Consider the following 21549-nt stretch of genomic DNA (forward strand, 5'->3'; position numbering starts at 1 on the left):
TTAGGTGGTTTTTAGTTCGTCTTTTTTGTTTACAAATTTCGAAATGAAGATACTTGCTTCGTATAAAATGATTAACGGAATGGTCACGATTGTCTGACTGATTACGTCTGGTGGCGTTACAATTGCGGCAATAATCAAAATGACAACGTAGGAATATTTTCGGTAATCGCTTAAAAATTGCGGTGTGACAATGCCTAATTTGGACAGGAAGTAAATCACAATCGGTAATTCAAAAACTAAGCCTGTTGCTAGGGAAGTGGTTTTGACCAATCCGATATAGGAATCCACATCAATCGCATTTTTAACCTGATCACTAATGGTTAAATTGGCTAAAAAGTTGATGGAAAGCGGCGTCAGTACAAAATATCCAAACGCAACTCCTAAAAAGAATAATATAGAAGCGATGAAAATGAAAAGCTTGATGTTTTTCTTCTCTTTGGAGTATAATGCCGGGCTGATGAAAAGCCATAATTGCCATAAAATATAAGGGAAGGCAAAAATAAATCCGCACGTAATTGATGTCCAGATGAGCATGGAAAACTGACCTTCCATAGTTCTATTCTGTAATTCAAATGGTAATTCCTTAATGCAGAAACTTTTGTCTAAATCGTATTGGTTTGCCAAATCGCAGAAAAAACGATAGGTTACGAAATTCCCGTCTTTCGGACCAAAAATTACGGAGTCAAAAATAAAATCACTGAAATAATACGCCACACAACCACCTATTAAAATGGCGATTGAACTGCGCACCAAAACCCAACGCAATTCTTCCAAATGGTTCAAAAAGGACATTTCTTTTTTCTGATTGGTGTCTGCCATTATACAATCCCTTCTTTTAAAATGTCATGAATATGCAGTACGCCTTTGTATTCACCATTATCTACTACAACCATTTGTGTTATGGAAAAGTCTTCCATTGTGTTGAAAGCGTCTACAACCATGTCGGAAAGTTTAACCGTTTTAGGGTTTTGCGACATGATGTCTTTGGCGGTTAAATCGTTGAAAGTGTCTCGTTTTTCAAGCATTCTACGGATGTCTCCATCGGTGATGATTCCGACTACTTTGTTGTTTTCTACTACAGCAGTAACTCCAAGTCGTTTTGCGGAAATTTCCACGATAACATTTTTGATACTGGCATCCGGTGCCACTTGCGGACGGTGTGTCTGATCCAACATATCGACAACGCGAAGCAATAGTTTTTTTCCCAATGCGCCACCCGGATGGTATTTCGCAAAATCCTCACTTTTGAAATTACGCATTTCCATTAAACAAACCGCTAAAGCGTCCCCTAAAACCAATTGTGCCGTTGTACTGTTTGTTGGAGCCAGATTGTTTGGACAAGCTTCTTCTTCTACATAAGCATTTAAAACATAATCGGATTCTTTACCTAAAAAGGAAGTTTTGCTCGCAGTCATTCCGATTAAAGTGTTTCCAAAACGTTTTAACAAAGGAACCAAAACTTTAATTTCCGGGCTGTTGCCACTTTTTGAAATACAGATAACCACATCACCGGGTTGTACCATGCCTAAATCACCGTGAATGGCTTCTGCAGCATGTAAAAACATCGAAGGTGTTCCGGTTGAGTTTAAAGTGGCTACAATTTTAGTGGCGATGATGGCACTTTTCCCGATTCCGGTGACAACTAAACGACCTGATGCGTTATAAATGATTTCGGCAGTTTTGACGAAGTCATCATCTAGGAAATTAACAAGATTCGCAATGCTTTCACTTTCAGAAAGTATGGTTCTTTTGGCTGCGGCTAAAATGGTTTCTTTTGGTGTCAAATCTTAAGTTTTAAGAAATTTGTGTTTATTAAAGAAATTTGTATCTTTAATCTCTGCAAATTTATGTAAAATACCTATTACAAAATAATGAAACCAAGCGAAATTGACTTACATAAAGAGTTAAAAAAATATTTTGGTTTTAACCAATTCAAAGGTTTACAGGAAGGTGTTGTTAAAAGTATCATTACTCATAACAACACTTTTGTGATTATGCCTACGGGTGGAGGGAAGTCATTATGTTATCAATTACCGGCTTTGGTTTTGGACGGAACTGCTATTGTAGTTTCGCCATTAATCGCCCTGATGAAAAATCAGGTAGACGCGATACGAAGCCTGTCTTCTGAAATGGGCGTGGCACACGTTTTAAACTCCTCGCTTACCAAAACTGAAATTACGCAGGTTAAAAAAGATATTACATCCGGATTGACCAAATTGTTGTATGTGGCACCGGAATCTTTGACGAAAGAAGAATATGTAGAATTCTTGCGAAGCGTTCCAATTTCGTTTGTAGCTATTGATGAAGCGCATTGTATTTCAGAATGGGGACACGATTTCAGGCCGGAATACCGTAATTTGAGAAGTATAGTCAAGCAATTGGGCGATGTATCTATCATCGGATTAACAGCTACGGCAACACCTAAAGTTCAGGAAGATATTCTGAAGAATTTGGATATGACGGATGCGACAACCTTTAAAGCATCGTTTAACCGTCCGAACTTGTATTACGAAATACGTCCGAAAACTAAAAATGTAGAAGCGGATATCATCCGTTTTATCAAACAACATAAAGGAAAATCTGGGGTTATTTATTGTCTTTCCCGTAAAAAGGTGGAAGAAATTGCGCAAGTTCTACAAGTAAACGGAATTAGTGCTGTTCCTTATCATGCCGGATTGGATGCCAAAACCCGCGCCAAGCATCAGGATATGTTTTTGATGGAAGATGTAGATGTGGTGGTGGCTACCATTGCTTTCGGTATGGGAATTGACAAACCGGATGTTCGTTTTGTGATCCATCACGATATTCCAAAATCATTGGAAAGTTATTATCAGGAAACGGGTAGAGCAGGTCGCGATGGTGGCGAAGGTCATTGTTTGGCGTACTATTCGTATAAAGATATCGAGAAACTTGAAAAATTCATGGCCGGAAAACCGGTTGCTGAGCAGGAAATCGGTTATGCGTTATTGCAGGAAGTGGTTTCGTATGCGGAAACATCAATGTCACGCCGTAAATTTCTACTGCATTATTTCGGAGAAGAGTTCGACGAAGTAAACGGCGAAGGAGCCGATATGGACGACAACGTTCGCAATCCGAAGAAAAAAGTTGAAGCCAAAGAGCAGGTTGTTACTCTTTTGGAAACTGTTCGCGATACCAAACAGTTGTACAAATCTAAAGAAGTGATTCTTACTTTGATTGGAAAAGTCAATGCAACGATAAAAGCCCATAAAACCGATACGCAACCCTTTTTCGGCAAAGGAAGTCAGTTTGATGAGAAGTATTGGATGGCATTAATCCGTCAGGTTTTGGTAGACGGATTGTTAGTCAAAGATATTGAAGCTTATGGTGTGATGAAATTGTCTGAGAAAGGACATAGTTTTATTAAATCGCCGGTTTCGTTTATGATGTCAGAAGATCATGAGTATAGCGAATCGGATGATGAAACTGTGGTAACTTCTTCAAAATCATCCGGAACTTCAGACGAAGCTTTGATGGCGATGTTGATTGATTTGCGTAAAAAAGTAGCTAAAAAACTGGGAGTTCCGCCGTTTGTGGTATTTCAGGAACCTTCTTTAGAAGACATGGCTTTAAAATATCCGATTACCATTGAAGAACTAAGTAATGTTCACGGCGTTGGTGAAGGAAAAGCTAAAAAATACGGAAAAGAATTTGTCGAACTGATTGCTCGTTACGTAGAAGATAACGATATCATGCGCCCAGATGATTTGGTGGTGAAATCGACTGGAGCCAATTCGGCTTTGAAATTGTATATCATTCAAAATATTGACCGTAAACTTCCGCTAGACGATATTGCTAAATCCAAAGGCTTGGATATGGATGCTTTGTTGAAAGAAATGGAGCAGATTGTTTATTCCGGAACGAAATTGAACATCAAATACTGGATTGACGATATTTTAGACGATGATCAACAGGAAGAAATCCACGACTATTTTATGGACTCACATTCTGATAAAATTCAAGATGCCCTTGACGAATTTGACGGCGATTACGACACAGAAGAACTACGTTTGATGCGCATCAAATTCATTAGTGAAGTGGCTAATTAATTTTTGTAAACCTTAAACAAATATATTTATGTCTGAAAATCAAAACGTATGGAAACCTACTGAAGAAGCTAAAGGACAAGCTACGCAGTTTCGATTGTTTGCAGTTTTGTTATGGCTTGGCGCTATTGTAGCGCAGGTGTTTGCGATTCGCATGTTTTTAAAAGCTGTGAATTCAGGTGAATCACCAGTAAATGCTTGGGTTATAGGATTGATGGTCTTGGATTTGATTCTGGTTTTTGCCGGTTCTTACCTGTGGAAAAAATCAAACAGACTTGATCCGCCTTCAGAAAAGAATAAATTTCTTTTTTACATGCAAAGCCAATTGGGAGTTGTCATGGCGTTTGTTGCCTTTTTGCCGCTTATCATATTCATTTTAACTAACAAGAAAATTGATGGCAAAAGCAAAGCAATTTTAGGAAGTATCGCCGGTGTTGCTTTAGTAATTGCAGGTATTGGTGGTGCGGAATTCAATCCCGCTTCGGTTGAAAAATATACTGAAGAAACCAATATGGTAGAAGCTTTGACAGGAACAAATAACGTTTATTACACCAAAGGCGGCGGAAAATATCATATTTATGAAGATTGCTATACTATTAAAAATAGTGAGCGTTTGAACGGAACTGTAGCTGATGCTCACGCTGGTGTAGCGAATCATTCTGATTTTGATCTTTGCGGAATCTGTAAGAACAAAAAAATGAAAGAAGACGGAATGTCAGAAGAAAGCTTAAACGAAAAATTAGAACAAGTAAAGGCAGGATTGAATAAAGAGAAATCTGAAGAAACTCAGACTACTACTGAAGAAGAGCAAAAAGATGCTGCTTAAAAATTAGTTGTGAAAACAATATAAAACCGAGTTTCAAGCTCGGTTTTTTTATGGGTAAATTTCTCCACGATGTGGCTTTAACGAATCCCGAACTGAAATCATGTGCTCATCGGTTACCACCATAAAAGCAATGGCGTGCATATCATTCAAGATTTGAAATCCGGTAATTTTTAACGGAAGTTTTTCGATTTCGATGTATTCTTTTAAGTGAATCTCATGATGTTCGGCTGTTTTTGCTGCGGCCGGCCCTCGAAAATCCCAAATAAGTTTGATTTGTCGTTGCATCAGTTTGGTGTTTATAGAAGCAAAGGTAAAATATTGCTGATTTTTTAAAGCTTAAAATGTTTAGATTTGTAAGAATTCAAAAATTTGTTGATGAAAAATATCTTCGCGATTGCAATTTTCATAGGTTTTTCTTTAAACAGTTTAGCACAACAACTTAACTTGGAACAGGCAAATCGACTTGCTTCATTGCCTTTAAAGTGTTTGCAGCAGGAATATCCGAATAAGTTAGGACAACTTTTGCAGGATTCAACAGAAATAGCCTCGCCAAAAGCTCTTCATCCTTCTTTTTATGGTTGTTTCGACTGGCATTCTTCCGTGCACGGACATTGGTCGTTGGTGTATTTGGTAAAACGGTTTCCGAATTTGAAAAATCGTTCCGAAATCATTCAGAAATTACAAACAAATCTTTCTAAAGAGAATATTGCTCAGGAAGTAGCCTATTTATCAAAAAAGCATGAAAAATCATTTGAACGGCTTTATGGTTGGGCTTGGGTATTGAAGTTGCAGCAGGAACTGTCAGATTTTAACGAGCCATTTGCTCAGGATTTAGCTAGAAATCTGCAGCCTTTGTCGGATTTATTGGTTGAAAGATATTCAGAATTTTTACCCAAATTGTATTATCCGGTTAGAGTCGGAACGCACACCAATACTGCTTTTGGAATGACCTTGGCTTGGGATTATGCGGTTTGTTCCAAGAACGAGTCGTTTAAAAAAATACTGAAAGAAAATGCCTTGCGAATGTTTCAGAATGATGTTGATTGTCCATTTGCTTGGGAACCGAGCGGAACTGATTTTCTATCACCTTGTATGGAAGAAATGGGAATCATGCAACGTGTTTTGAACGAGCAGGAATTTTTGAAATGGTCACGTAAGTTTGCTAAAAGCCTATTCGATAAAAATTTTGCATGGAAAACAGCTGTGGTTTCTGACCGAACCGATGGTCATTTGGTGCATCTTGATGGGTTGAATTTCAGCAGAGCTTGGCATTTTTATGCTTTGGCGAAACAATTTGATAAATTTCGTCATCTGCAATCAGTTGGAAATATTCATTTTAATCAATCCTTACCTTCTTTGGTGGATGGAAATTATGAGGGAGAACATTGGTTGGCTTCTTTTGCTTTAAGAGCATTTGAACAAAAGGGTTTCTGAATATAATCGGTCAAATTTGTACTTTTGCCGTATAATTTGTTTGTAAAATAAAAATTTACCAGCTCATGCCGAAAGAATTATTAATTCAAGTAGCTCCCGAAATAGCTTCCAACGAAGAAATGTTGAAGGTTCATGTTTCGAAATTGCTTCATGTTTCTGTTTCTGAAATTCAACATCTGACCATTTTAAAACGCTCTATAGATGCGCGGCAGCGTGCGATTAAAATCAATCTCAAAATTGTGGTTTTTTATCAGGGAGAAGAAGTGCTTCATGATAAAATTGAGCTACCGGAATATAAAGATGTCAGCAATGCACCTGAAGTTATTGTAGTTGGAGCCGGACCAGCCGGTCTTTTTGCAGCACTTCAATTGGTTGAACTAGGGTTGAAACCGATTGTCTTGGAACGAGGCAAAGATGTTCGTGGAAGACGTCGCGATTTAAAAGCCATCAACCGCGATCATATTGTAGATGAAGATTCCAATTATTGTTTTGGTGAAGGCGGAGCAGGAACCTATTCTGATGGGAAGCTATATACACGTTCCAAAAAACGCGGTGATGTTGATAGAATTCTACGACTTTTAGTGGCTTTTGGTGCAACACCGGATATTTTGGTGGAAGCGCATCCGCACATCGGAACCAATAAATTACCACAAATTATTCAGGATATCCGAGACAAGATTATTGAATACGGAGGAAAAGTGCTGTTTGAAACCCGAGTGTCTGATATTCTGGTAAAAAGTAATGAAGTTCAGGGAATTGTAACTCAGAACGGAGATATAATTGAAGCGAAGAAAATTATTTTGGCAACAGGTCATTCCGCACGCGATATTTTTGAATTGCTTGATAAGAAGAAAATTTTAATTGAAGCCAAACCTTTTGCGCTAGGCGTTCGGGCAGAGCATCCGCAAAGTTTGATTGATAGTATTCAATATTCCTGCGATTTTAGAGGGGAATTTTTGCCGCCGGCACCGTATTCCATTGTAAAACAGGTTAATGGTCGTGGCATGTACTCTTTTTGTATGTGTCCCGGAGGTGTTATCGCGCCTTGTGCAACCAGCCCAGGTGAAGTGGTTACTAACGGCTGGTCACCTTCTAAACGCGATCAGGCAACAGCCAATTCCGGAATTGTGGTCGAATTAAAACTAGAAGATTTTAAGCCATTTGCCAAATTCGGAGCTTTAGCCGGGATGGAATTTCAGAAGGCTATTGAGCAAAAAGCTTGGCATTTAGCAGGAGAAACTCAAAAAGTACCAGCACAGCGTTTGGTTGATTTTACGCAAAGTAAAGTTTCTGGAGATATTCCAAAAACATCTTATGTTCCAGGTACGACTTCGGTAGAATTAGGACAGGTTTTTCCGGGATTCTTAACCCAAATCATGCGAGAAGGTTTTACACAGTTCGGAAAATCAATGCGTGGCTACTATACCAATGACGCTATTCTACATGCGCCTGAAAGCAGAACTTCGTCACCGGTGCGAATTCCACGTGATAATGAAACTTTAGAGCATCTTCAGATAAAGGGTTTGTATCCTTGCGGAGAAGGAGCCGGATATGCCGGAGGAATTATTTCAGCAGCTATTGATGGAGAGAAATGCGCTATCAAATGTGCGGAAACATTAAGTGTCTAAGTTTTAAAAGCTTTTTGTAATTTTACGGAGCTATACAATACAATGAAAGAAGAAAATGTAATATTAGTTAACGAACAAGACCAGCCAATCGGTTTAATGCCAAAGTTGGAAGCACATGAAAAGGCATTGCTACACCGTGCTTTTTCGGTTTTTGTTCTGAACGATAAAAATGAAGTGATGTTGCAGCAACGGGCGCATCATAAGTACCATTCGCCGTTATTATGGACGAATACTTGTTGCAGTCATCAACGTGAAGGAGAAACCAATATTGGAGCGGGAACTCGTCGTTTACAGGAAGAAATGGGTTTTACTACGGAGTTGAAAGATTTGTTTTCATTCATTTACAAAGCACCATTTGACAATGGTTTAACCGAACACGAGCTAGATCATGTTTTAATCGGTTATTATAATGATGAGCCTGCAATTAATGATGATGAAGTAGAAAGTTGGAAGTGGATGGCAATTGACGATATCAAAGCCGATATGGAACAAAATCCGGAGATTTATACGGTATGGTTCAAGATTATTTTTGACGAATTTTACCATTATCTTGAAGCGCATAAACTATGAGAGTAACCATTTCCAGAAAAGCACATTTTAACGCTGCACACCGTTTGTATCGGAAAGATTGGTCTGATGAAAAAAACGATGCGGTCTTCGGTAAATGTAACAATCCGAATTTTCACGGACACAATTATGAACTGATCGTAAGCGTAACCGGTGCAATTAATCCAGAGACGGGTTACGTAATGGATATCAAAGATTTGGCGCAACTGATTTATGAAGAAGTGGAACAGCCATTTGATCATAAAAATCTGAATCTTGATGTACCGGAATTTGAAAATCTGAATCCAACCGCTGAAAATATTGTTGTTGTTATCTGGGATAAATTACGCGCTAAAATAGCTTCAGATAAAGATTTGGAGGTGATGCTTTATGAAACTCCTCGTAATTTCGTAACCTATCGCGGGAATTAATGAAAGGGATTCAAGAAGGCAATTTGCTGCCGCAATTTGAAGCAAAAGATCAGAATGGAGAACTTTTTAAGCTATCTTCAGTTCTAGGAAAAGTCTTGGTGATTTATTTTTATCCGAAAGATGATACGCCCGGTTGTACTAAACAGGCTTGCTTTTTCAGAGACCAATACGAAGAATTTACAGATTTGGGAGTTGAGGTGATCGGAATTAGCAGTGATAGTGTTGCTTCACATAAAAAGTTTGCGGATACTTATAAACTGCCTTTTACGTTATTAGCAGATGAAGGTAAAAAGTTGAGAAAACTTTTCGGCGTTCCGACTAATTTACTAGGTTTGCTGCCGGGACGCGTGACTTATATTATTGATAAACAAGGAATGGTTCAAATGGTTTTTGATAGTATGAAAGCTGAAAATCATTTTCCTAAAGTAATCGAACAGGTAAAACGATTTTTATAATGCACACTGAATTATATCCGCTGATTTTTAAACCAATTTTGAAAGACCGCATTTGGGGTGGCACGAAGTTAAAGTCTTTGCTCCAGAAAGATACGGTTGGTACTTCAATAGGGGAAAGCTGGGAAATTTCTTCAGTTCCTGGTGATGTTAGTTTGGTTGCAAACGGAACTTTTAAAGGATTATCGCTGAATGAGTTGCTTTCCAAGTTTCCATCCGAAATTTTAGGACGCAAGGTGTATGAGAAATTTGGCTCCGAATTTCCTTTATTATTTAAGTTTTTGGACGCAAAAGAAGATTTGTCGATTCAGTTACATCCGAATGATGAATTAGCGATGAAACGTCATAATTCCTTTGGAAAAACGGAAATGTGGTACGTAATGCAAGCCGATTTGGATGCAAGAATCATTGTCGGTTTCAATGAAAAGGAAACTCCGGATTCGTATTTGTTGCATCTTGAAAACAAAACACTTCCTAAAATTTTAAAAGAAATTCCGGTGAAAAAAGGAGATGTTTTCTTTTTGGAAACCGGAACCATTCACGCTATCGGTGCCGGAATAGTAATTGCCGAAATTCAGCAAACTTCTGATATTACTTATCGAATCTATGATTGGGATAGGGTGGATGCTAATGGGAATTCAAGAGAATTGCACATCGATTTGGCTTTAGAAGCAATTAATTACGAAGTAATCAACGCTAAAAAACGGTATTCGAAAGAAATTAATAGGAGCAATCCGGCAGTGATTTGTGATTATTTTTCCACGAATGTTGTTTCACTTGACGGACAAATGTTTTTTGATAAAAATGGTGAATCATTTACGGTTTTGGTTTGTACGGAAGGAACTTTTGAAATTAGTCTAAAAGACTGTGATTCAGAATATTCTTTTAGCAAAGGGGATACTGTGTTGTTGCCTTCGGTTTTGAGGAATTTTAAGTTGATAGGAAAAGCAACGGTATTAGAAATATTTATTTCTTAACCATAATTCAGAAGATTATTGTAATTTTGCAAACGAATTTTAAACAAAAATAAAATGGCAAGTGTAAGAAATTTAAAGAAAGACATCAATTTTGTATTGGGTGATATCATTGAAGCGGTTTACATCCACGAAATGACCACTACAGGAAAACCATCAGCAGAAACGGATGCCATTATTGAAGAGGCTATAACATCTTTCGACGGATTAATCACTAGAATTAATCAAAGAGGTGTTGAAAATAAAAAAGCACACTTTAAAGTAATTAATAACGATTTAGAAGCGGCTGCTAATCAATTGGTTGATAAAATCAACGCTTTGTAGTAGTACGATTTCATTAAAAAAGTGCCTTGAAGTATTTGCAAGTTTGAAAAACTCGCTTATATTTGCACCCGAAAATGAGTCGCCGGTGTAGCTCAGCTGGCTAGAGCAGCTGATTTGTAATCAGCAGGTCGTGGGTTCGAGTCCCTCCATCGGCTCGGTAATTAATGAAAAAACCATCACTTTTTAGGTGATGGTTTTTGTTTTTTATAGCAGTTTTGACTTATTCAGTTTTTCTTCTTTCTTCAATAAAGGTCGTTAATTGCTTTCCGTATTTGGATTTGGCAACTTCTGGAGACATTGATTTTTGTATTGTATCAAGATATTTAACATTAACGTCATAAATTTCCGTTAAAGCAATGTAAGGAGCAACTTCATGTTTTCCGTTGTTTACAGCGAAATTTACAGCGTTAAGATAACGTCTAACAGTTACTCGTTCACTATCCTTATCCAAACTGTCTATTTTCTGAGTTTGACCTTTCTTTTGAGCTAAAATTGACAGACTCAAATTTTTATTAATATTGTTGGTGTAAACCGCTTTGGTTTTGTTGTATTTTTCATACAAATCGTGATTTTCTGAACCAGTCACTTTGGCTTTAAAGAAAAATTCTTTTAAGGAAGTTTCGATTGTCATTTTACCCGGTTCTGCAAAGAATGGTAGTAAATTGTCAATTGATGTAGTAGTACCGCGATCTAAAGAAAGATAAAGCATTTCTGGTTCACTCAGTTCGATTTGAGAGGTGAACTCGGAATTTCCTTTGATGTCAATACTGTCTAATGTAATTAAAGAGGTGTCGTTAATTTTCTGAATGTATAATTTCCCTTGTTTTAAACCGTCTACTTTTACGGTAAGGTCTAGTCCTTTGTTTTCAGTTTCATTTTTGTTACAAGCAGCTAAAAGGAAAAGAGCTGCAACAGTGCTAAGTATTACTTTCATTCATGTCTTTTTTGGTGCTGCAAAATACAGAAAAATATCGAAATAAAAATCCCCAATCTACAAGTGTAAATTGGGGAAATTTTATAATATAATTTTGAGATTATCCTTTTAACCAAGCTTCTTTTACTTTGGTTTTGGTTGCGTCAACAGCATGATATCCGTCAGCATCCTGCATCGGTAAAGTTACTTTGCCTTTTAAAAGTTGTTCTTTGCCATTGCGCTTAATTTTAACAGTAATCGCATCGCCTTCTTTCCAATCCATGCTTAACATAATCATATCGTAGATGTTATCTAAGTTGTAATTGGTATCGTTGATGGCAAGAATAGTATCATCGTTTTTAATTCCTAAAGTGGTCATAAAACTGTTCAATTCTGTATTTGGAAGGATTTTGATTTCCTTAGTCGTTGGCTCCACCGTAATGTATGGCGTAGTTTCATCTTTTAAGAACGGATTGCCCGGCTTTTTGATGGTTGTTTCCTTAACGCCCATTTTCGCAAAAAACTGCTCGTATGGAATTGGAGTTTCGCCAGCTACATAAGTATTTAAAAATTCACCAACAGCAGGATAAGTCAACGAAGTGATTTTTCCGAACAATTCATCATCGTTAAATGGTTTGTTGATGCCGTATTCGTTTGATAAAGCCTGCATCAAATCTAAAATTCCTTTTTCACCATTGCTGCTTTCGCGCATCTGAATATCGATACACATCGCTATTAAAGCACCTTTTAAATACACATTGTAATAAGAATCTTTGTATTTGGCATCTAAAATGTCTTTACTCATTTTGGTGAATGGCATTTTTTCGTCAAAACGCTTGGATTGGTCGATTTTATCAGCCATTCTGTTGTAGAATTCTTCTTCAGTAATCAAGCCTTGGTTTACCTGGAATAAATTGGCAAAATATTCAGTAACGCCTTCATACATCCATAAATGCTGAGACATTTTCGGGTTGTTAAAGTCGAAATAATGGATTTCTTTCGAATGAACCGTTAAAGGTGTTACAATATGGAAGAATTCATGGGAAACCACATCTTTCAATTGCTCCAATAAAGCTGCTTTTGGCATCATTTCTGGCATAACAACCGTTGTAGAAGTCGTATGTTCCAAAGCTCCGAAACCTTTAGCGTCTTTGGTTTTCATATCAGACAGATAAAGCAATACGCTGTATTTTTTAGTAGCGTTTACTGGTCCTAAGAATTTTTTCTGAGCACGCATCATCGTTTCCATTGCAGGAGCGATATCGGCTGCTTTGTAAGTTCCGTTTGGTGAAAAGATACTGATTAAAATGTCCATATCATCTACTTTAAAAGTAACATAATCCGGAGCGGAGTACATGATTGGATGATCCACTAATTCAGCATATCTTGAAGATAAAAAAGTGTCATTTTCGTTGCTTGCATCCGTGTCATTCATTGAGGTAGCACCCCATAATGTTGCCGGATGCGATACGTTTACTTTGTATGGAAGTTCTTGTTTTCCTTCGAAATAGCCCACAAAACCATGTGTGTTAATCATGAAATTTTTGCCTTCAATGATATTGGTTCCAGCTGGCGAGAAAACATCTTTTCCTCCCATACCACCAGAAGTTTCAGTATCAAAACTGTCATTTACCCAATAGGTTACTTTAGCAAGAGATTTTGCGTTGGCAATGTTCCAAGTGTTGTCACCATCGCGAACGACTTTCAATTCGGCTCCTTTTGAATCGTAAGCTTTTAAATCGTCTACAAAACGACCATAATTGTCTGTAGAATAGGTTCCCGGAACCGTTTTAGGGATGTTAAAACTGATGTTGTCTGTTGCTATAGACGGTGCCATAATGGTTACCATAACTTTATCGTCTTTAACATTTTTCAAATCGATGGAAACATCAACCTGATTTTTCGTTGCTGCCGATGCCGTTGTTGTAGCGTTTTGTGTTTTACAACTCAATAAAGTTGCTGCAATTGCTACGGTATACAATATTTTTTTCATTTTACATGGTTTTAATAATATGTAGAGGTTTTTATTTTTTTGTTACAAATTTTGAAAATAAATTAAAAATCAGCTAATTGAAAGCAGTTGATAAAGAAAAATCTCCTTTATTAGGAGATTTTATTTTAATCGAATTTATTTTTAAAATAGTATTTGCTGTCTAAATCGTCATCCTCTAAATCATTAAATTTTTGAGGTTTGGGTTTCGGTTTGCTTGCAGTGACCTTTTTGCGCCACAATTCGAAATTGTCTTTGGAAAGCTTTTTTCGCATGAGTTCTGTTACATCACTTTCTGTAATTCCGAATTCTTCTTTTAACACTTCAAAAGGTTTGCGTTCCTCCTGAGCCATAGTAACAACGCGGTTTAAAGTCTCGTTGTCCATTTCTGAAATTTTACTTTTTTTCATCAGATGAAAAATTAAATCAAATACGTTTTTTTTAAGTTTTACAAAATTGCTTACCCAATATTACTAAAAAAATGAATTTATAAATCAGGCAGTTTTATTTTTTGAGAATTTTCAAAAATCAGGCCATTTTTATTTTTGAGTTTACATTTTGTTTTGGAAAATGGTTCGAAACGTAAGATTTATTCTAGGATTTATTGGTTTTACTGTTTTGGGAATTTGATGTTTCCAGTAATGTTGCGTGGTGCCTTTCATCAAAAGGAGGCTTCCGCTTTCCAATTCAATAGTTTTTTTTACTGTAGAATCGATTTTATGTTTTAATTGAAACGGCCGTTTTTCTCCTAGACTTATTGAAGCAATAACAGGATTTTGACCAAGAGTTTTTTCATCGTCGGCATGCCAACCATTACTGTCTTTGCCGTCGCGATATAGGTTGATCAGTACAGAATTGTAGGTTTGTTGGGTATGATTTTCCACTCTCTGTTTAATTTCAGATATGGTTTTGTTCCAAGGAATTGCGTTCATAGTGATGCCAGAGTAGGTGTACTGCAAGCCGAAATCGCCATAGAAACAAGTTAAACGCGGTTGGTTATAGTTTTTTCCGAAAATCGTAATGATATCTTGCTGCCACGGAACCGTTGCAAGTAATTCTTCAAAAAGAATTTTGGCTTCCTTTTCGCTGAAAAAAGTAGGTGTATATTCAATCTCAGCATCTGGAAGATTTAAAATAATGGTGTTGTTTTCGAAAAGAGGATTCATCGTTCAAACATAAAAAAAGCGATGTAAAAACACCGCTTTTCTTTATAATTTATTCGTTGTCGGATGATTGTAGCAAGGTTTTGTAAATCAAACCACCTACAATTGCGCCCGCTATTGGTGCAATCCAGAACAGCCACAACTGTATCAAAGGTTCGCCTTGTGTAAATAAAGCTTGCGAAGTTGAGCGCGCCGGATTTACTGAAGTATTTGTAATGGGAATACTGATTAAGTGAATTAAAGTCAATCCTAATCCGATGGCTAAACCGGCAAATTTTCCGTTGGCAAATTTATCTGTTGCGCCTAAAATGATTAATAGGAAGAATAGGGTTAACACAAATTCAGCAATAAATGCAGAGGTCATCGAGTATCCATCCGGTGAAAATGCGTCAAAACCATTCGTAGCGAAGGCTCCGGCTTTCGTGTTGTCGATAGCAAAACCTGCTTTTCCGTTTAAAATTGTAAATAAGGTTCCGGCTGCAGCAATTGCTCCTAAACATTGTGAAACGATATAAGGAACTAAATCTTTGGTTTCAAAACGTCCACCAGCCCAAAGCCCGAATGAAACGGCAGGGTTAAAGTGTCCACCCGAAATGTGTCCGACAGCATAAGCCATCGTAAGTACTGTAAGACCGAAAGCTAAGGCAACTCCGGCAAATCCTATTCCTAAATCTGGGATTCCGGCTGCAAATAGGGCGCTTCCGCATCCACCGAATACCAGCCAGTACGTTCCGAAAAATTCTGCAAATAGTTTTTTCATAAAAAATAGTTTTGGTTTTACTCAAATTTATGAAAAAAAGCTCACAAATGTTAATTTTTTCTGAAATTCACATTCATTATGACAATTGCTAAGATGATTAGCAGAATTCCGATCCACTGAGAGAACACTACGGTTTCGTCAAGAATGATAAAAGCCATCATCACAGAAACAGGTAATTCTAAAGAAGAAACAATACTTCCAAGGCCAATTCCGGTATGTGGAAATCCGGCGTTCATAAGTAGTGGAGGGATAATCGTTCCGAAAACGGCTAACACAATACCCCATTTTGCGAAAATGTCAAAATTAAAAGGAGTCACTTGAGTCGCAATTGAAAAACCAAAAACGATTATTGCTCCGCCTAAAAGCATGTATAAGCTGCGTTGTGCAGATGAAATTCCGGTAGCAATTCGGTTGGCGGTAAACATAGTTGTGGTGAAAGAAGCGGCTGCTAGCATGCCCCACATGATACCTCTCCAATCTAAATTGATATCGCTTTTTAAAAGATTTGTCGCCAAAGCTGTTCCGATTAAAACGATGAAAACAGATACAATCTTTTGAATTGATGGGGCTTTCTTGTCCAAAATCCATTCTAATAAAACGCCCATCCAAACGGTTTGCATCAACAGCACAATTCCTATGGAAACCGGAATGTATTTTACGGCTAAATAGTAAAAAACACTCGTCATTCCTAACGAAGTTCCGGCCAACATCAAGTGAAAAATATTTCTGCTACTTGCCTGAACTACTTCGTTTTTCTTTTTCGAACGTTGAAAAGCATTGATTAAAAGAATGCCAAGTATTCCTAAAACGAATTGTGATGTGGTAACTTCAGCCGTCGTGTAGTTTTCTTTATAAGCCAATTTTACAAAGGTAGCCAGCATTCCATAACTTGTTGCACCCAAACCAACCAGAAAAACACCTTTCAACATTCTATTTCCAAACATAATTTTCAAAATTTAAAAGCCGGCAAAGATAAGTTTTTTGATTTAGTTTCGCAATTGGAGTAAAAACCATAAAAAAAACTCCTGAGCAAAAGTCAGGAGTTTTTAATGATTTTTTTTTTTTACAAGTTAACTTGGTAGACTACACCGTTTGAGTGTGTATAAGTGGCCTGATTATCACAGGTGTTGTTTCCGTAGTCTAAAACTCCGTCTAGAAAAGTTCCGTTTAAATCAAGTTGTCCTTGGGAAATGTAATTACAGGCATATTTTTTGATCAAAGTTTCTAAAACCGTTACGGTTAGAGAAGTTCCGTTAGGGCGATTAACGGTATGGGTTCCTGAAAGCACATGGTAGACATTGTCTCCTAAAGTTAGCGTACTAACACCTTCAGTTTGTTTAACGGTGCGCGTACCGTTATGTGTATAAACTTCCCACTGCAGATTAGTTATCTGGCCATTTGTAATTGTTCGTGTCCATTGTGGTGTTTCCGGATTCGTGGTTTCACTCACATAAGTAACAGTGCCTTCAACATGCCTTCCGTTTACATAGTAATTAGATCGCTCAATGGTCATCACACTTCCATTATTGGTAAAATATCCTGAAAGAGTAACAATTAAAACTCCCGAACGTGTTATGCCGTTTATAGTACATCCCGTTCCGAAATTTAATGTAAAAACTTTAGGAAATACTCCTGGTGTAGCATTGTCTACAGTAATGGTTGCACAGGTAGTAAGTGGAGAAGAAGTGTTGTTTGTTTTTCCTGAGTAACTCGAGTTGTCGTTGGCAACTTCAATTCCGGAATTGAAATCCAATTCGTTTGAAAAATCAATTTCTGCAGAAGCCACTAGAAGTTTTTGATCTAATTCAACGTTTTTTACTTCGTCTTCTTTGGTACAGGAAACCAATATAAGTGATGCAACCAGTACACCGCTCCATAATTTTAATTTTAGATTTTTCATAATTTTTAGTTTTAAAGCTTTGGGAATTAGACCTAAAGTACTAAAAATGGTTTAAAGAAAACCTAAAAAAATATTAAATAAGCCCGTAACAATAGTCGCGGGCTTATTCTGTAAAACTTATTTAATCAATTCGAAACTTCTTTTTACGAAAGCGGTCAATTCTTCGCCTTTTAAAAGACCTTGCGATAATTTAGCTAAATCCAAGGCTTGTTTTACCAAACGTTCTTTGGTGTCAGATTCCTTTTCACTAAGAATCGTTGTGGCTAAATCGGAATTGGTATTAACGACCAAATTGTACATTTCCGGGAAATTCCCCATGCCGAACATTCCGCCGCCGCCAGATTGACTCATTTCTTTCATACGACGCATAAATTCTGGTTGTGTGATGATGAAAGGTGCTGCTTTACTGTCCATAGCTTCCAGTTGAACCGTGTAAGTTTCCTTCGAAACTATAGTTTCAATCGCGCTTTGCAACTGCGTTTTTTCTTCTTCGGATAATTTTGATAACTGATTGTCGTCTTTTTGTATTAATCGGTCTATGTGATCAGAATCCACGCGAACAAAAGTCAGATTCTCGTTATCGGCTTCCAATTTCTGAATTAAATGCGAAACAATTGGCGAATCTAAAAGTACTACTTCGTAATTTTTCTCTTTGGCCGTTTCGATGAAACTGTGTTGCGCATCTTTGTTGGAAGCGTACAGCACGACAAGTTTTCCGTCTTTATCGGTTTGGTTTGCGGCTAAAGTTTCTTTGAGTTCGGTTAGTGTGAAAAATTTCCCGTCGGTGGTTGGATACACTACAAAATCGCCAGCTTTTTCATAGAATTTCGGTTCCGACAGCATTCCGTATTCCAATACAATTTTGATATCATTCCATTTTTGTTCGAAATCTTCGCGGTTCTCATTGAAAAGCGATTTCAGTTTATCGGAAACTTTTCGGGTGATGTAATTTGAAATCTTTTTCACGTTGCCGTCGGCCTGTAAATAGGAACGCGAAACGTTTAGCGGAATATCCGGTGAATCGATAACACCTTTCAACATTGTTAAAAATTCTGGCACAATTCCTTCTACATTGTCAGTTACAAAAACTTGATTCTGATACAATTGGATTTTGTCTTTTTGAATTTGTAAATCGGCAGAAAGCTTCGGGAAATACAAAATTCCGGTTAGATTGAACGGATAATCGACATTCAAATGGATGTTGAACAACGGCTCGTCAAACTGCATCGGATACAATTCGCGGTAGAAGTTTTTATAATCTTCATCCGATAAGTCAGAAGGTTGTTTCGTCCAGGCCGGATTTGGGTTGTTGATGAAATTATCAACCTCGATGTATTCGGTTTTATAGTCATCACCTGTGTTTTCAGGTTTTGGTAACGCTTCTTTTTTGGTTCCGAATTTAATCGGAATTGGCATGAACTTGTTGTATTTTGTCAGTAACTCACGAATTTTGCCTTCTTCTAAAAACTCGGTAGAATCGTCAGCAATGTGAAGGATGATTTCGGTTCCGCGATCAGATTTTGCGTGTGGTTCCAATGAAAACTCTGGGCTTCCGTCGCAAATCCAATGCGCTGCGGGTTCATCTTTGAACGATTTGGTGATGATTTCCACTTTGCTGGCTACCATGAAAGCTGAATAAAATCCTAATCCGAAATGTCCGATTACACCAGAATCTTTCGCTGAATCTTTGTATTTCTCCAAGAATTCTTCGGCACCTGAAAACGCAATTTGGTTGATGTATTTTTCTACTTCATCGGCGGTCATTCCTAAACCTTGGTCAATGATGTGCAGTTTTTTACCTTCTTTGTTGATTTTTATTTCGATGATTGGGTTGCCGTATTCGGTTTTCGCTTCACCAATGCTTGTTAAGTGTTTTAATTTTAAAGTTGCATCAGTAGCGTTGGAAACCAATTCTCTTAAAAAGATTTCGTGGTCGCTGTATAAAAATTTCTTAATTAAAGGAAAGATGTTTTCTACGGATACATTGATTTTTCCTGTGGTCATATGTCGATAGTTTAATTTATAATGATGTATTCAGTATGGCAAATTGAATACCAAAAGCATGAGTTGTGACAAAATGGCACAAGTGTTAAATAATCGTGAAAGCAATGATAAGGGAGTAATAATTTGTAAATTTAGTACGTTTTTAATTATTAAAATAACCGTATTTTTGTAAAAAAAAGTATTACTATGAGAAAGTTATTTGTGTTAAGTCTGTTTATGGTGCTGATGGTTTCTTGTAAGCCGACCATAGATACTAAATCCCAAGTTGGATTGCGTGGGAGTTGGCGAATTACTAATGTAACCTATCCAGGTTCGGAGTATTTTAAGGCTACTTCATTCCAGATAGCCGATTCTAAATGTTTTATTGGAAGTAACTGGACGTTTGTTTCCAATAATAACAAAGGAACTATGGCTTTAAGTCAGTGTACAGATTTTAAGAGTGACATCGTATGGTCTATTACACCGGAGCAGGAGTTTACTTTGAAATTCATCGGGGAAGATGCTAAAGCGAGAAAAGTGACACAAGGCTACCGATTGCGTGTGGCTAATCAGTCTGCAAATTCTTTCCAGTTGATTGACAAAATTAATGTTGGTGGAAACCAAGCAGATATTGTATACCAATTTGAAAGAACAAACTAAAAAGAAAAGATATGAAAAAGATAAGTATTTGTGCAGTGGCACTGGCTTTAACGGCTAGTTCTGTTTTTACGGGATGTAATTCGGTTAAGAATGCAAACAATACACAAAAAGGAGCTGTGATTGGAGCCGTTGGTGGCGCTGTAATCGGTGGTGTTTTAGGAAACAATCTTGGAAAAGGTGGAAAAGGAGCCTTAGGCGCAGTTCTTGGCGGTGTGATTGGTGGAACCGCAGGAGCCATCATCGGTCGCAGTATGGATAAGCAGGCTCGTGAAATCAAAGAAGCTTTACCAGGTGTTGAAGTAGAACGAGTAGGAGAAGGAATTAAATTGGTTTTAGGTGAAAATTCGGTGAATTTTGATTTTAACAAATCGTCATTGACTCCAACTGCCAAACAAAATTTAGATAAATTGATTCCGGTTTTCAAACAATATCCGGATACCAATATTCAAATTTATGGGTATACTGATAGTAAAGGTTCTGATGAATACAATTTAAGTTTGTCTGAACAAAGAGCTTCTGCCGTTAAGAGCTATATGGCTAGTAAAGGTTTAGTGGGTTCTCGTTTCAATATTGTTGGAATGGGAGAAGCTGATCCTATTGCAACCAACGATACCGATGCCGGAAGAAGTAAAAACCGACGTGTTGAGTTTGCCATTACAGCAAACGATAAAATGGTTCAGGATGCTCAAAAAGAAGCAGGTAAATAATTGAAAGATGATAAATAAAAAAATCCCAAACATTGTTTGGGATTTTTTTTATGTTATTGTTGACCGAAGGTGTAAGATAGTCCTAAGGTTAAATTGTAAATGAAGGTTGTGGTTGCATTTGGAGAACCGTTGAATTCCGGACTCGTATAAGTGTAGTTACCATCAAACCAATAATGTTGAGACAAGTGAATGATTCCGGTAGCATCCAATCCTACAGCTAAATTATCGGTAATTGAAAACTGAGGTGTAATACCAAAAATAATATGACCAATTTCATCCGTACCGCCTTCTGGAATCGTAACTGATTTTTGCATCGAGTAACCTACTCCAGCATGTCCCATCAAATTGAATGTGCGACTATAGAAATAACTTCTACTGTCAATGATATTGGTTAAGTTAAAATATCCCTGTGCAGAAATTCGAGATATATCAATTCCCTCTTCGGTTGGTGTTTCCTGTGTTCTGAATTTATCCTGACCGTAATCCAATTTAAGCCCCCAAAGATCATTAAACATATAACGTACTCCGAAATCGAAGTGCGAAAAATCGCTTAAGCCTGGGTCTTTTACTCCTGAAATACCATAATTTGCATCAATCGCCAAACCTCCATATGGGCTTTGAGAGAACGATAATGATGTAAATAATAGCAGGAAAAAAGTCAATTTTTTAACTGAAAATTTCATGCAAATAGTAGGTTAAAAATTTTTTGCAATGTTAGTTATTATCTTTCAAATAATTAGAATAAGTTTTTAAAATATTGTTTCTTAAAGTTAATTTTTTTGTTTTGAGTTCTA

23 protein-coding genes and 1 tRNA gene are annotated in these 21549 nt (G+C 37.2%); 12 read left to right on the forward strand and 12 right to left on the reverse strand.

What is annotated here, in order from left to right; translation table 11 throughout:
- Together tatC and RUH60_RS00735 are read right to left on the reverse strand one after the other, a co-directional pair.
- Positions 1-819, reverse strand: a complete 819-nt coding sequence (gene tatC, locus RUH60_RS00730; protein ID WP_313803909.1) for a twin-arginine translocase subunit TatC — start codon at positions 817-819, stop codon at positions 1-3.
- Positions 819-1784 carry a KpsF/GutQ family sugar-phosphate isomerase gene (locus tag RUH60_RS00735; RefSeq protein ID WP_313803911.1) on the reverse strand — a complete coding sequence of 322 codons (966 nt, stop codon included), beginning with the start codon at positions 1782-1784 and terminating at the stop codon, positions 819-821. Before RUH60_RS00735 ends, tatC begins: the two co-directional genes overlap by 1 nt.
- Positions 1785-1871: 87 nt before the next feature.
- Here RUH60_RS00735 and recQ point away from each other — a divergent pair, with 87 nt between their 5' ends.
- A complete protein-coding gene (gene recQ, locus RUH60_RS00740; RefSeq protein WP_313803913.1) occupies positions 1872-4067 on the forward strand; it encodes a DNA helicase RecQ in 2196 nt (731 codons plus the stop codon).
- Positions 4068-4095: 28 nt separating this feature from the next.
- Positions 4096-4890 (forward strand): hypothetical protein, encoded by a 795-nt coding sequence (locus RUH60_RS00745; RefSeq protein WP_313803915.1) that lies wholly within the window; start codon positions 4096-4098, stop codon positions 4888-4890.
- A 48-nt stretch (positions 4891-4938) separates the two neighbouring features.
- On the opposite strand, the gene RUH60_RS00750 is transcribed toward RUH60_RS00745, so the two are convergent.
- Complete coding sequence (locus RUH60_RS00750; protein ID WP_313803917.1) at positions 4939-5175, reverse strand: hypothetical protein; 237 nt, start codon at positions 5173-5175, stop codon at positions 4939-4941.
- A 90-nt stretch (positions 5176-5265) separates the two neighbouring features.
- On the opposite strand from RUH60_RS00750, the gene RUH60_RS00755 reads away from it, so the two are divergent.
- The 8 genes from RUH60_RS00755 (at position 5266) to RUH60_RS00790 (ending at position 10834) form a co-directional block, all read left to right on the forward strand.
- Complete coding sequence (locus RUH60_RS00755; protein WP_313803920.1) at positions 5266-6324, forward strand: DUF2891 domain-containing protein; 1059 nt, start codon at positions 5266-5268, stop codon at positions 6322-6324.
- A 65-nt stretch (positions 6325-6389) separates the two neighbouring features.
- Positions 6390-7952, forward strand: coding sequence for an FAD-dependent protein (locus RUH60_RS00760; protein WP_313803923.1), 1563 nt, complete (start codon positions 6390-6392; stop codon positions 7950-7952).
- 42 nt (positions 7953-7994) lie between these two features.
- Positions 7995-8522: an isopentenyl-diphosphate Delta-isomerase gene (idi, locus tag RUH60_RS00765; protein ID WP_313803926.1), complete on the forward strand. Its 528-nt coding sequence runs from the start codon at positions 7995-7997 to the stop codon at positions 8520-8522.
- Positions 8519-8929: a 6-carboxytetrahydropterin synthase gene (locus RUH60_RS00770; RefSeq protein ID WP_313803929.1), complete on the forward strand. Its 411-nt coding sequence runs from the start codon at positions 8519-8521 to the stop codon at positions 8927-8929. Before idi ends, RUH60_RS00770 begins: the two co-directional genes overlap by 4 nt.
- Positions 8929-9384: a peroxiredoxin gene (locus RUH60_RS00775; protein WP_313803932.1), complete on the forward strand. Its 456-nt coding sequence runs from the start codon at positions 8929-8931 to the stop codon at positions 9382-9384. Before RUH60_RS00770 ends, RUH60_RS00775 begins: the two co-directional genes overlap by 1 nt.
- A complete protein-coding gene (locus RUH60_RS00780) occupies positions 9384-10358 on the forward strand; it encodes a type I phosphomannose isomerase catalytic subunit (protein ID WP_313803935.1) in 975 nt (324 codons plus the stop codon). Before RUH60_RS00775 ends, RUH60_RS00780 begins: the two co-directional genes overlap by 1 nt.
- A gap of 54 nt (positions 10359-10412) precedes the next feature.
- On the forward strand, positions 10413-10679 hold the full coding sequence (locus RUH60_RS00785; RefSeq protein WP_313803937.1) for a hypothetical protein: 267 nt from the start codon (positions 10413-10415) through the stop codon (positions 10677-10679).
- An 81-nt stretch (positions 10680-10760) separates the two neighbouring features.
- Positions 10761-10834, forward strand: a tRNA-Thr gene (locus RUH60_RS00790).
- A 65-nt stretch (positions 10835-10899) separates the two neighbouring features.
- Here RUH60_RS00790 and RUH60_RS00795 read toward each other — a convergent pair.
- The 8 genes from RUH60_RS00795 to htpG all read right to left on the reverse strand — a co-directional run bounded on the left by RUH60_RS00795 (position 10900) and on the right by htpG (position 19409).
- Positions 10900-11613, reverse strand: a complete 714-nt coding sequence (locus RUH60_RS00795) for a DUF4369 domain-containing protein (RefSeq protein ID WP_313803940.1) — start codon at positions 11611-11613, stop codon at positions 10900-10902.
- A 100-nt stretch (positions 11614-11713) separates the two neighbouring features.
- Entirely contained in the window at positions 11714-13585 is a 1872-nt protein-coding gene (locus RUH60_RS00800) for a peptidase M61 (RefSeq protein WP_313803943.1), read from the reverse strand.
- Between the two features lie 125 nt (positions 13586-13710).
- Positions 13711-13992: a TIGR03643 family protein gene (locus RUH60_RS00805; RefSeq protein ID WP_313803946.1), complete on the reverse strand. Its 282-nt coding sequence runs from the start codon at positions 13990-13992 to the stop codon at positions 13711-13713.
- A 141-nt stretch (positions 13993-14133) separates the two neighbouring features.
- The gene (locus RUH60_RS00810; protein WP_313803949.1) at positions 14134-14748 is read right to left on the reverse strand and encodes an alpha-ketoglutarate-dependent dioxygenase AlkB family protein; all 615 of its coding nucleotides are present in this window, start codon (positions 14746-14748) and stop codon (positions 14134-14136) included.
- A 49-nt stretch (positions 14749-14797) separates the two neighbouring features.
- Complete coding sequence (gene aqpZ / locus RUH60_RS00815; RefSeq protein WP_313803952.1) at positions 14798-15505, reverse strand: aquaporin Z; 708 nt, start codon at positions 15503-15505, stop codon at positions 14798-14800.
- A 50-nt stretch (positions 15506-15555) separates the two neighbouring features.
- Positions 15556-16449: a DMT family transporter gene (locus RUH60_RS00820; RefSeq protein WP_313803955.1), complete on the reverse strand. Its 894-nt coding sequence runs from the start codon at positions 16447-16449 to the stop codon at positions 15556-15558.
- A 119-nt stretch (positions 16450-16568) separates the two neighbouring features.
- The gene (locus RUH60_RS00825) at positions 16569-17405 is read right to left on the reverse strand and encodes a hypothetical protein (protein ID WP_313803958.1); all 837 of its coding nucleotides are present in this window, start codon (positions 17403-17405) and stop codon (positions 16569-16571) included.
- A 117-nt stretch (positions 17406-17522) separates the two neighbouring features.
- Positions 17523-19409 (reverse strand): molecular chaperone HtpG, encoded by a 1887-nt coding sequence (htpG, locus tag RUH60_RS00830; RefSeq protein ID WP_313803961.1) that lies wholly within the window; start codon positions 19407-19409, stop codon positions 17523-17525.
- 186 nt (positions 19410-19595) lie between these two features.
- Here htpG and RUH60_RS00835 point away from each other — a divergent pair, with 186 nt between their 5' ends.
- Positions 19596-20048 (forward strand): lipocalin family protein, encoded by a 453-nt coding sequence (locus RUH60_RS00835; protein ID WP_313803964.1) that lies wholly within the window; start codon positions 19596-19598, stop codon positions 20046-20048.
- Positions 20049-20059: 11 nt separating this feature from the next.
- Entirely contained in the window at positions 20060-20755 is a 696-nt protein-coding gene (locus RUH60_RS00840) for an OmpA family protein (protein ID WP_313803967.1), read from the forward strand.
- Positions 20756-20808: 53 nt separating this feature from the next.
- Here RUH60_RS00840 and RUH60_RS00845 read toward each other — a convergent pair whose 3' ends face one another.
- Positions 20809-21438, reverse strand: coding sequence for an outer membrane beta-barrel protein (locus RUH60_RS00845; RefSeq protein ID WP_313803970.1), 630 nt, complete (start codon positions 21436-21438; stop codon positions 20809-20811).
- Between the last annotated feature and the right edge of the window lie 111 nt (positions 21439-21549).

The organism is Flavobacterium sp. (genome assembly GCF_032153895.1).
In the GTDB taxonomy this organism is placed as follows: domain Bacteria; phylum Bacteroidota; class Bacteroidia; order Flavobacteriales; family Flavobacteriaceae; genus Flavobacterium.

Excerpts from the sequence above, each read along its gene's own strand:
- tatC (WP_313803909.1), bottom strand. The coding sequence starts at position 819 with ATGGCAGACACCAATCAGAAAAAAGAAATGTCCTTTTTGAACCATTTG.
- recQ (WP_313803913.1), top strand. The coding sequence starts at position 1,872 with ATGAAACCAAGCGAAATTGACTTACATAAAGAGTTAAAAAAATATTTT.
- RUH60_RS00745 (WP_313803915.1), top strand. The coding sequence starts at position 4,096 with ATGTCTGAAAATCAAAACGTATGGAAACCTACTGAAGAAGCTAAAGGA.
- RUH60_RS00750 (WP_313803917.1), bottom strand. The coding sequence starts at position 5,175 with ATGCAACGACAAATCAAACTTATTTGGGATTTTCGAGGGCCGGCCGCA.
- RUH60_RS00755 (WP_313803920.1), top strand. The coding sequence starts at position 5,266 with ATGAAAAATATCTTCGCGATTGCAATTTTCATAGGTTTTTCTTTAAAC.
- RUH60_RS00760 (WP_313803923.1), top strand. The coding sequence starts at position 6,390 with ATGCCGAAAGAATTATTAATTCAAGTAGCTCCCGAAATAGCTTCCAAC.
- idi (WP_313803926.1), top strand. The coding sequence starts at position 7,995 with ATGAAAGAAGAAAATGTAATATTAGTTAACGAACAAGACCAGCCAATC.
- RUH60_RS00770 (WP_313803929.1), top strand. The coding sequence starts at position 8,519 with ATGAGAGTAACCATTTCCAGAAAAGCACATTTTAACGCTGCACACCGT.
- RUH60_RS00775 (WP_313803932.1), top strand. The coding sequence starts at position 8,929 with ATGAAAGGGATTCAAGAAGGCAATTTGCTGCCGCAATTTGAAGCAAAA.
- RUH60_RS00780 (WP_313803935.1), top strand. The coding sequence starts at position 9,384 with ATGCACACTGAATTATATCCGCTGATTTTTAAACCAATTTTGAAAGAC.
- RUH60_RS00785 (WP_313803937.1), top strand. The coding sequence starts at position 10,413 with ATGGCAAGTGTAAGAAATTTAAAGAAAGACATCAATTTTGTATTGGGT.
- RUH60_RS00795 (WP_313803940.1), bottom strand. The coding sequence starts at position 11,613 with ATGAAAGTAATACTTAGCACTGTTGCAGCTCTTTTCCTTTTAGCTGCT.
- RUH60_RS00800 (WP_313803943.1), bottom strand. The coding sequence starts at position 13,585 with ATGAAAAAAATATTGTATACCGTAGCAATTGCAGCAACTTTATTGAGT.
- RUH60_RS00805 (WP_313803946.1), bottom strand. The coding sequence starts at position 13,992 with ATGAAAAAAAGTAAAATTTCAGAAATGGACAACGAGACTTTAAACCGC.
- RUH60_RS00810 (WP_313803949.1), bottom strand. The coding sequence starts at position 14,748 with ATGAATCCTCTTTTCGAAAACAACACCATTATTTTAAATCTTCCAGAT.
- aqpZ (WP_313803952.1), bottom strand. The coding sequence starts at position 15,505 with ATGAAAAAACTATTTGCAGAATTTTTCGGAACGTACTGGCTGGTATTC.
- RUH60_RS00820 (WP_313803955.1), bottom strand. The coding sequence starts at position 16,449 with ATGTTTGGAAATAGAATGTTGAAAGGTGTTTTTCTGGTTGGTTTGGGT.
- RUH60_RS00825 (WP_313803958.1), bottom strand. The coding sequence starts at position 17,405 with ATGAAAAATCTAAAATTAAAATTATGGAGCGGTGTACTGGTTGCATCA.
- htpG (WP_313803961.1), bottom strand. The coding sequence starts at position 19,409 with ATGACCACAGGAAAAATCAATGTATCCGTAGAAAACATCTTTCCTTTA.
- RUH60_RS00835 (WP_313803964.1), top strand. The coding sequence starts at position 19,596 with ATGAGAAAGTTATTTGTGTTAAGTCTGTTTATGGTGCTGATGGTTTCT.
- RUH60_RS00840 (WP_313803967.1), top strand. The coding sequence starts at position 20,060 with ATGAAAAAGATAAGTATTTGTGCAGTGGCACTGGCTTTAACGGCTAGT.
- RUH60_RS00845 (WP_313803970.1), bottom strand. The coding sequence starts at position 21,438 with ATGAAATTTTCAGTTAAAAAATTGACTTTTTTCCTGCTATTATTTACA.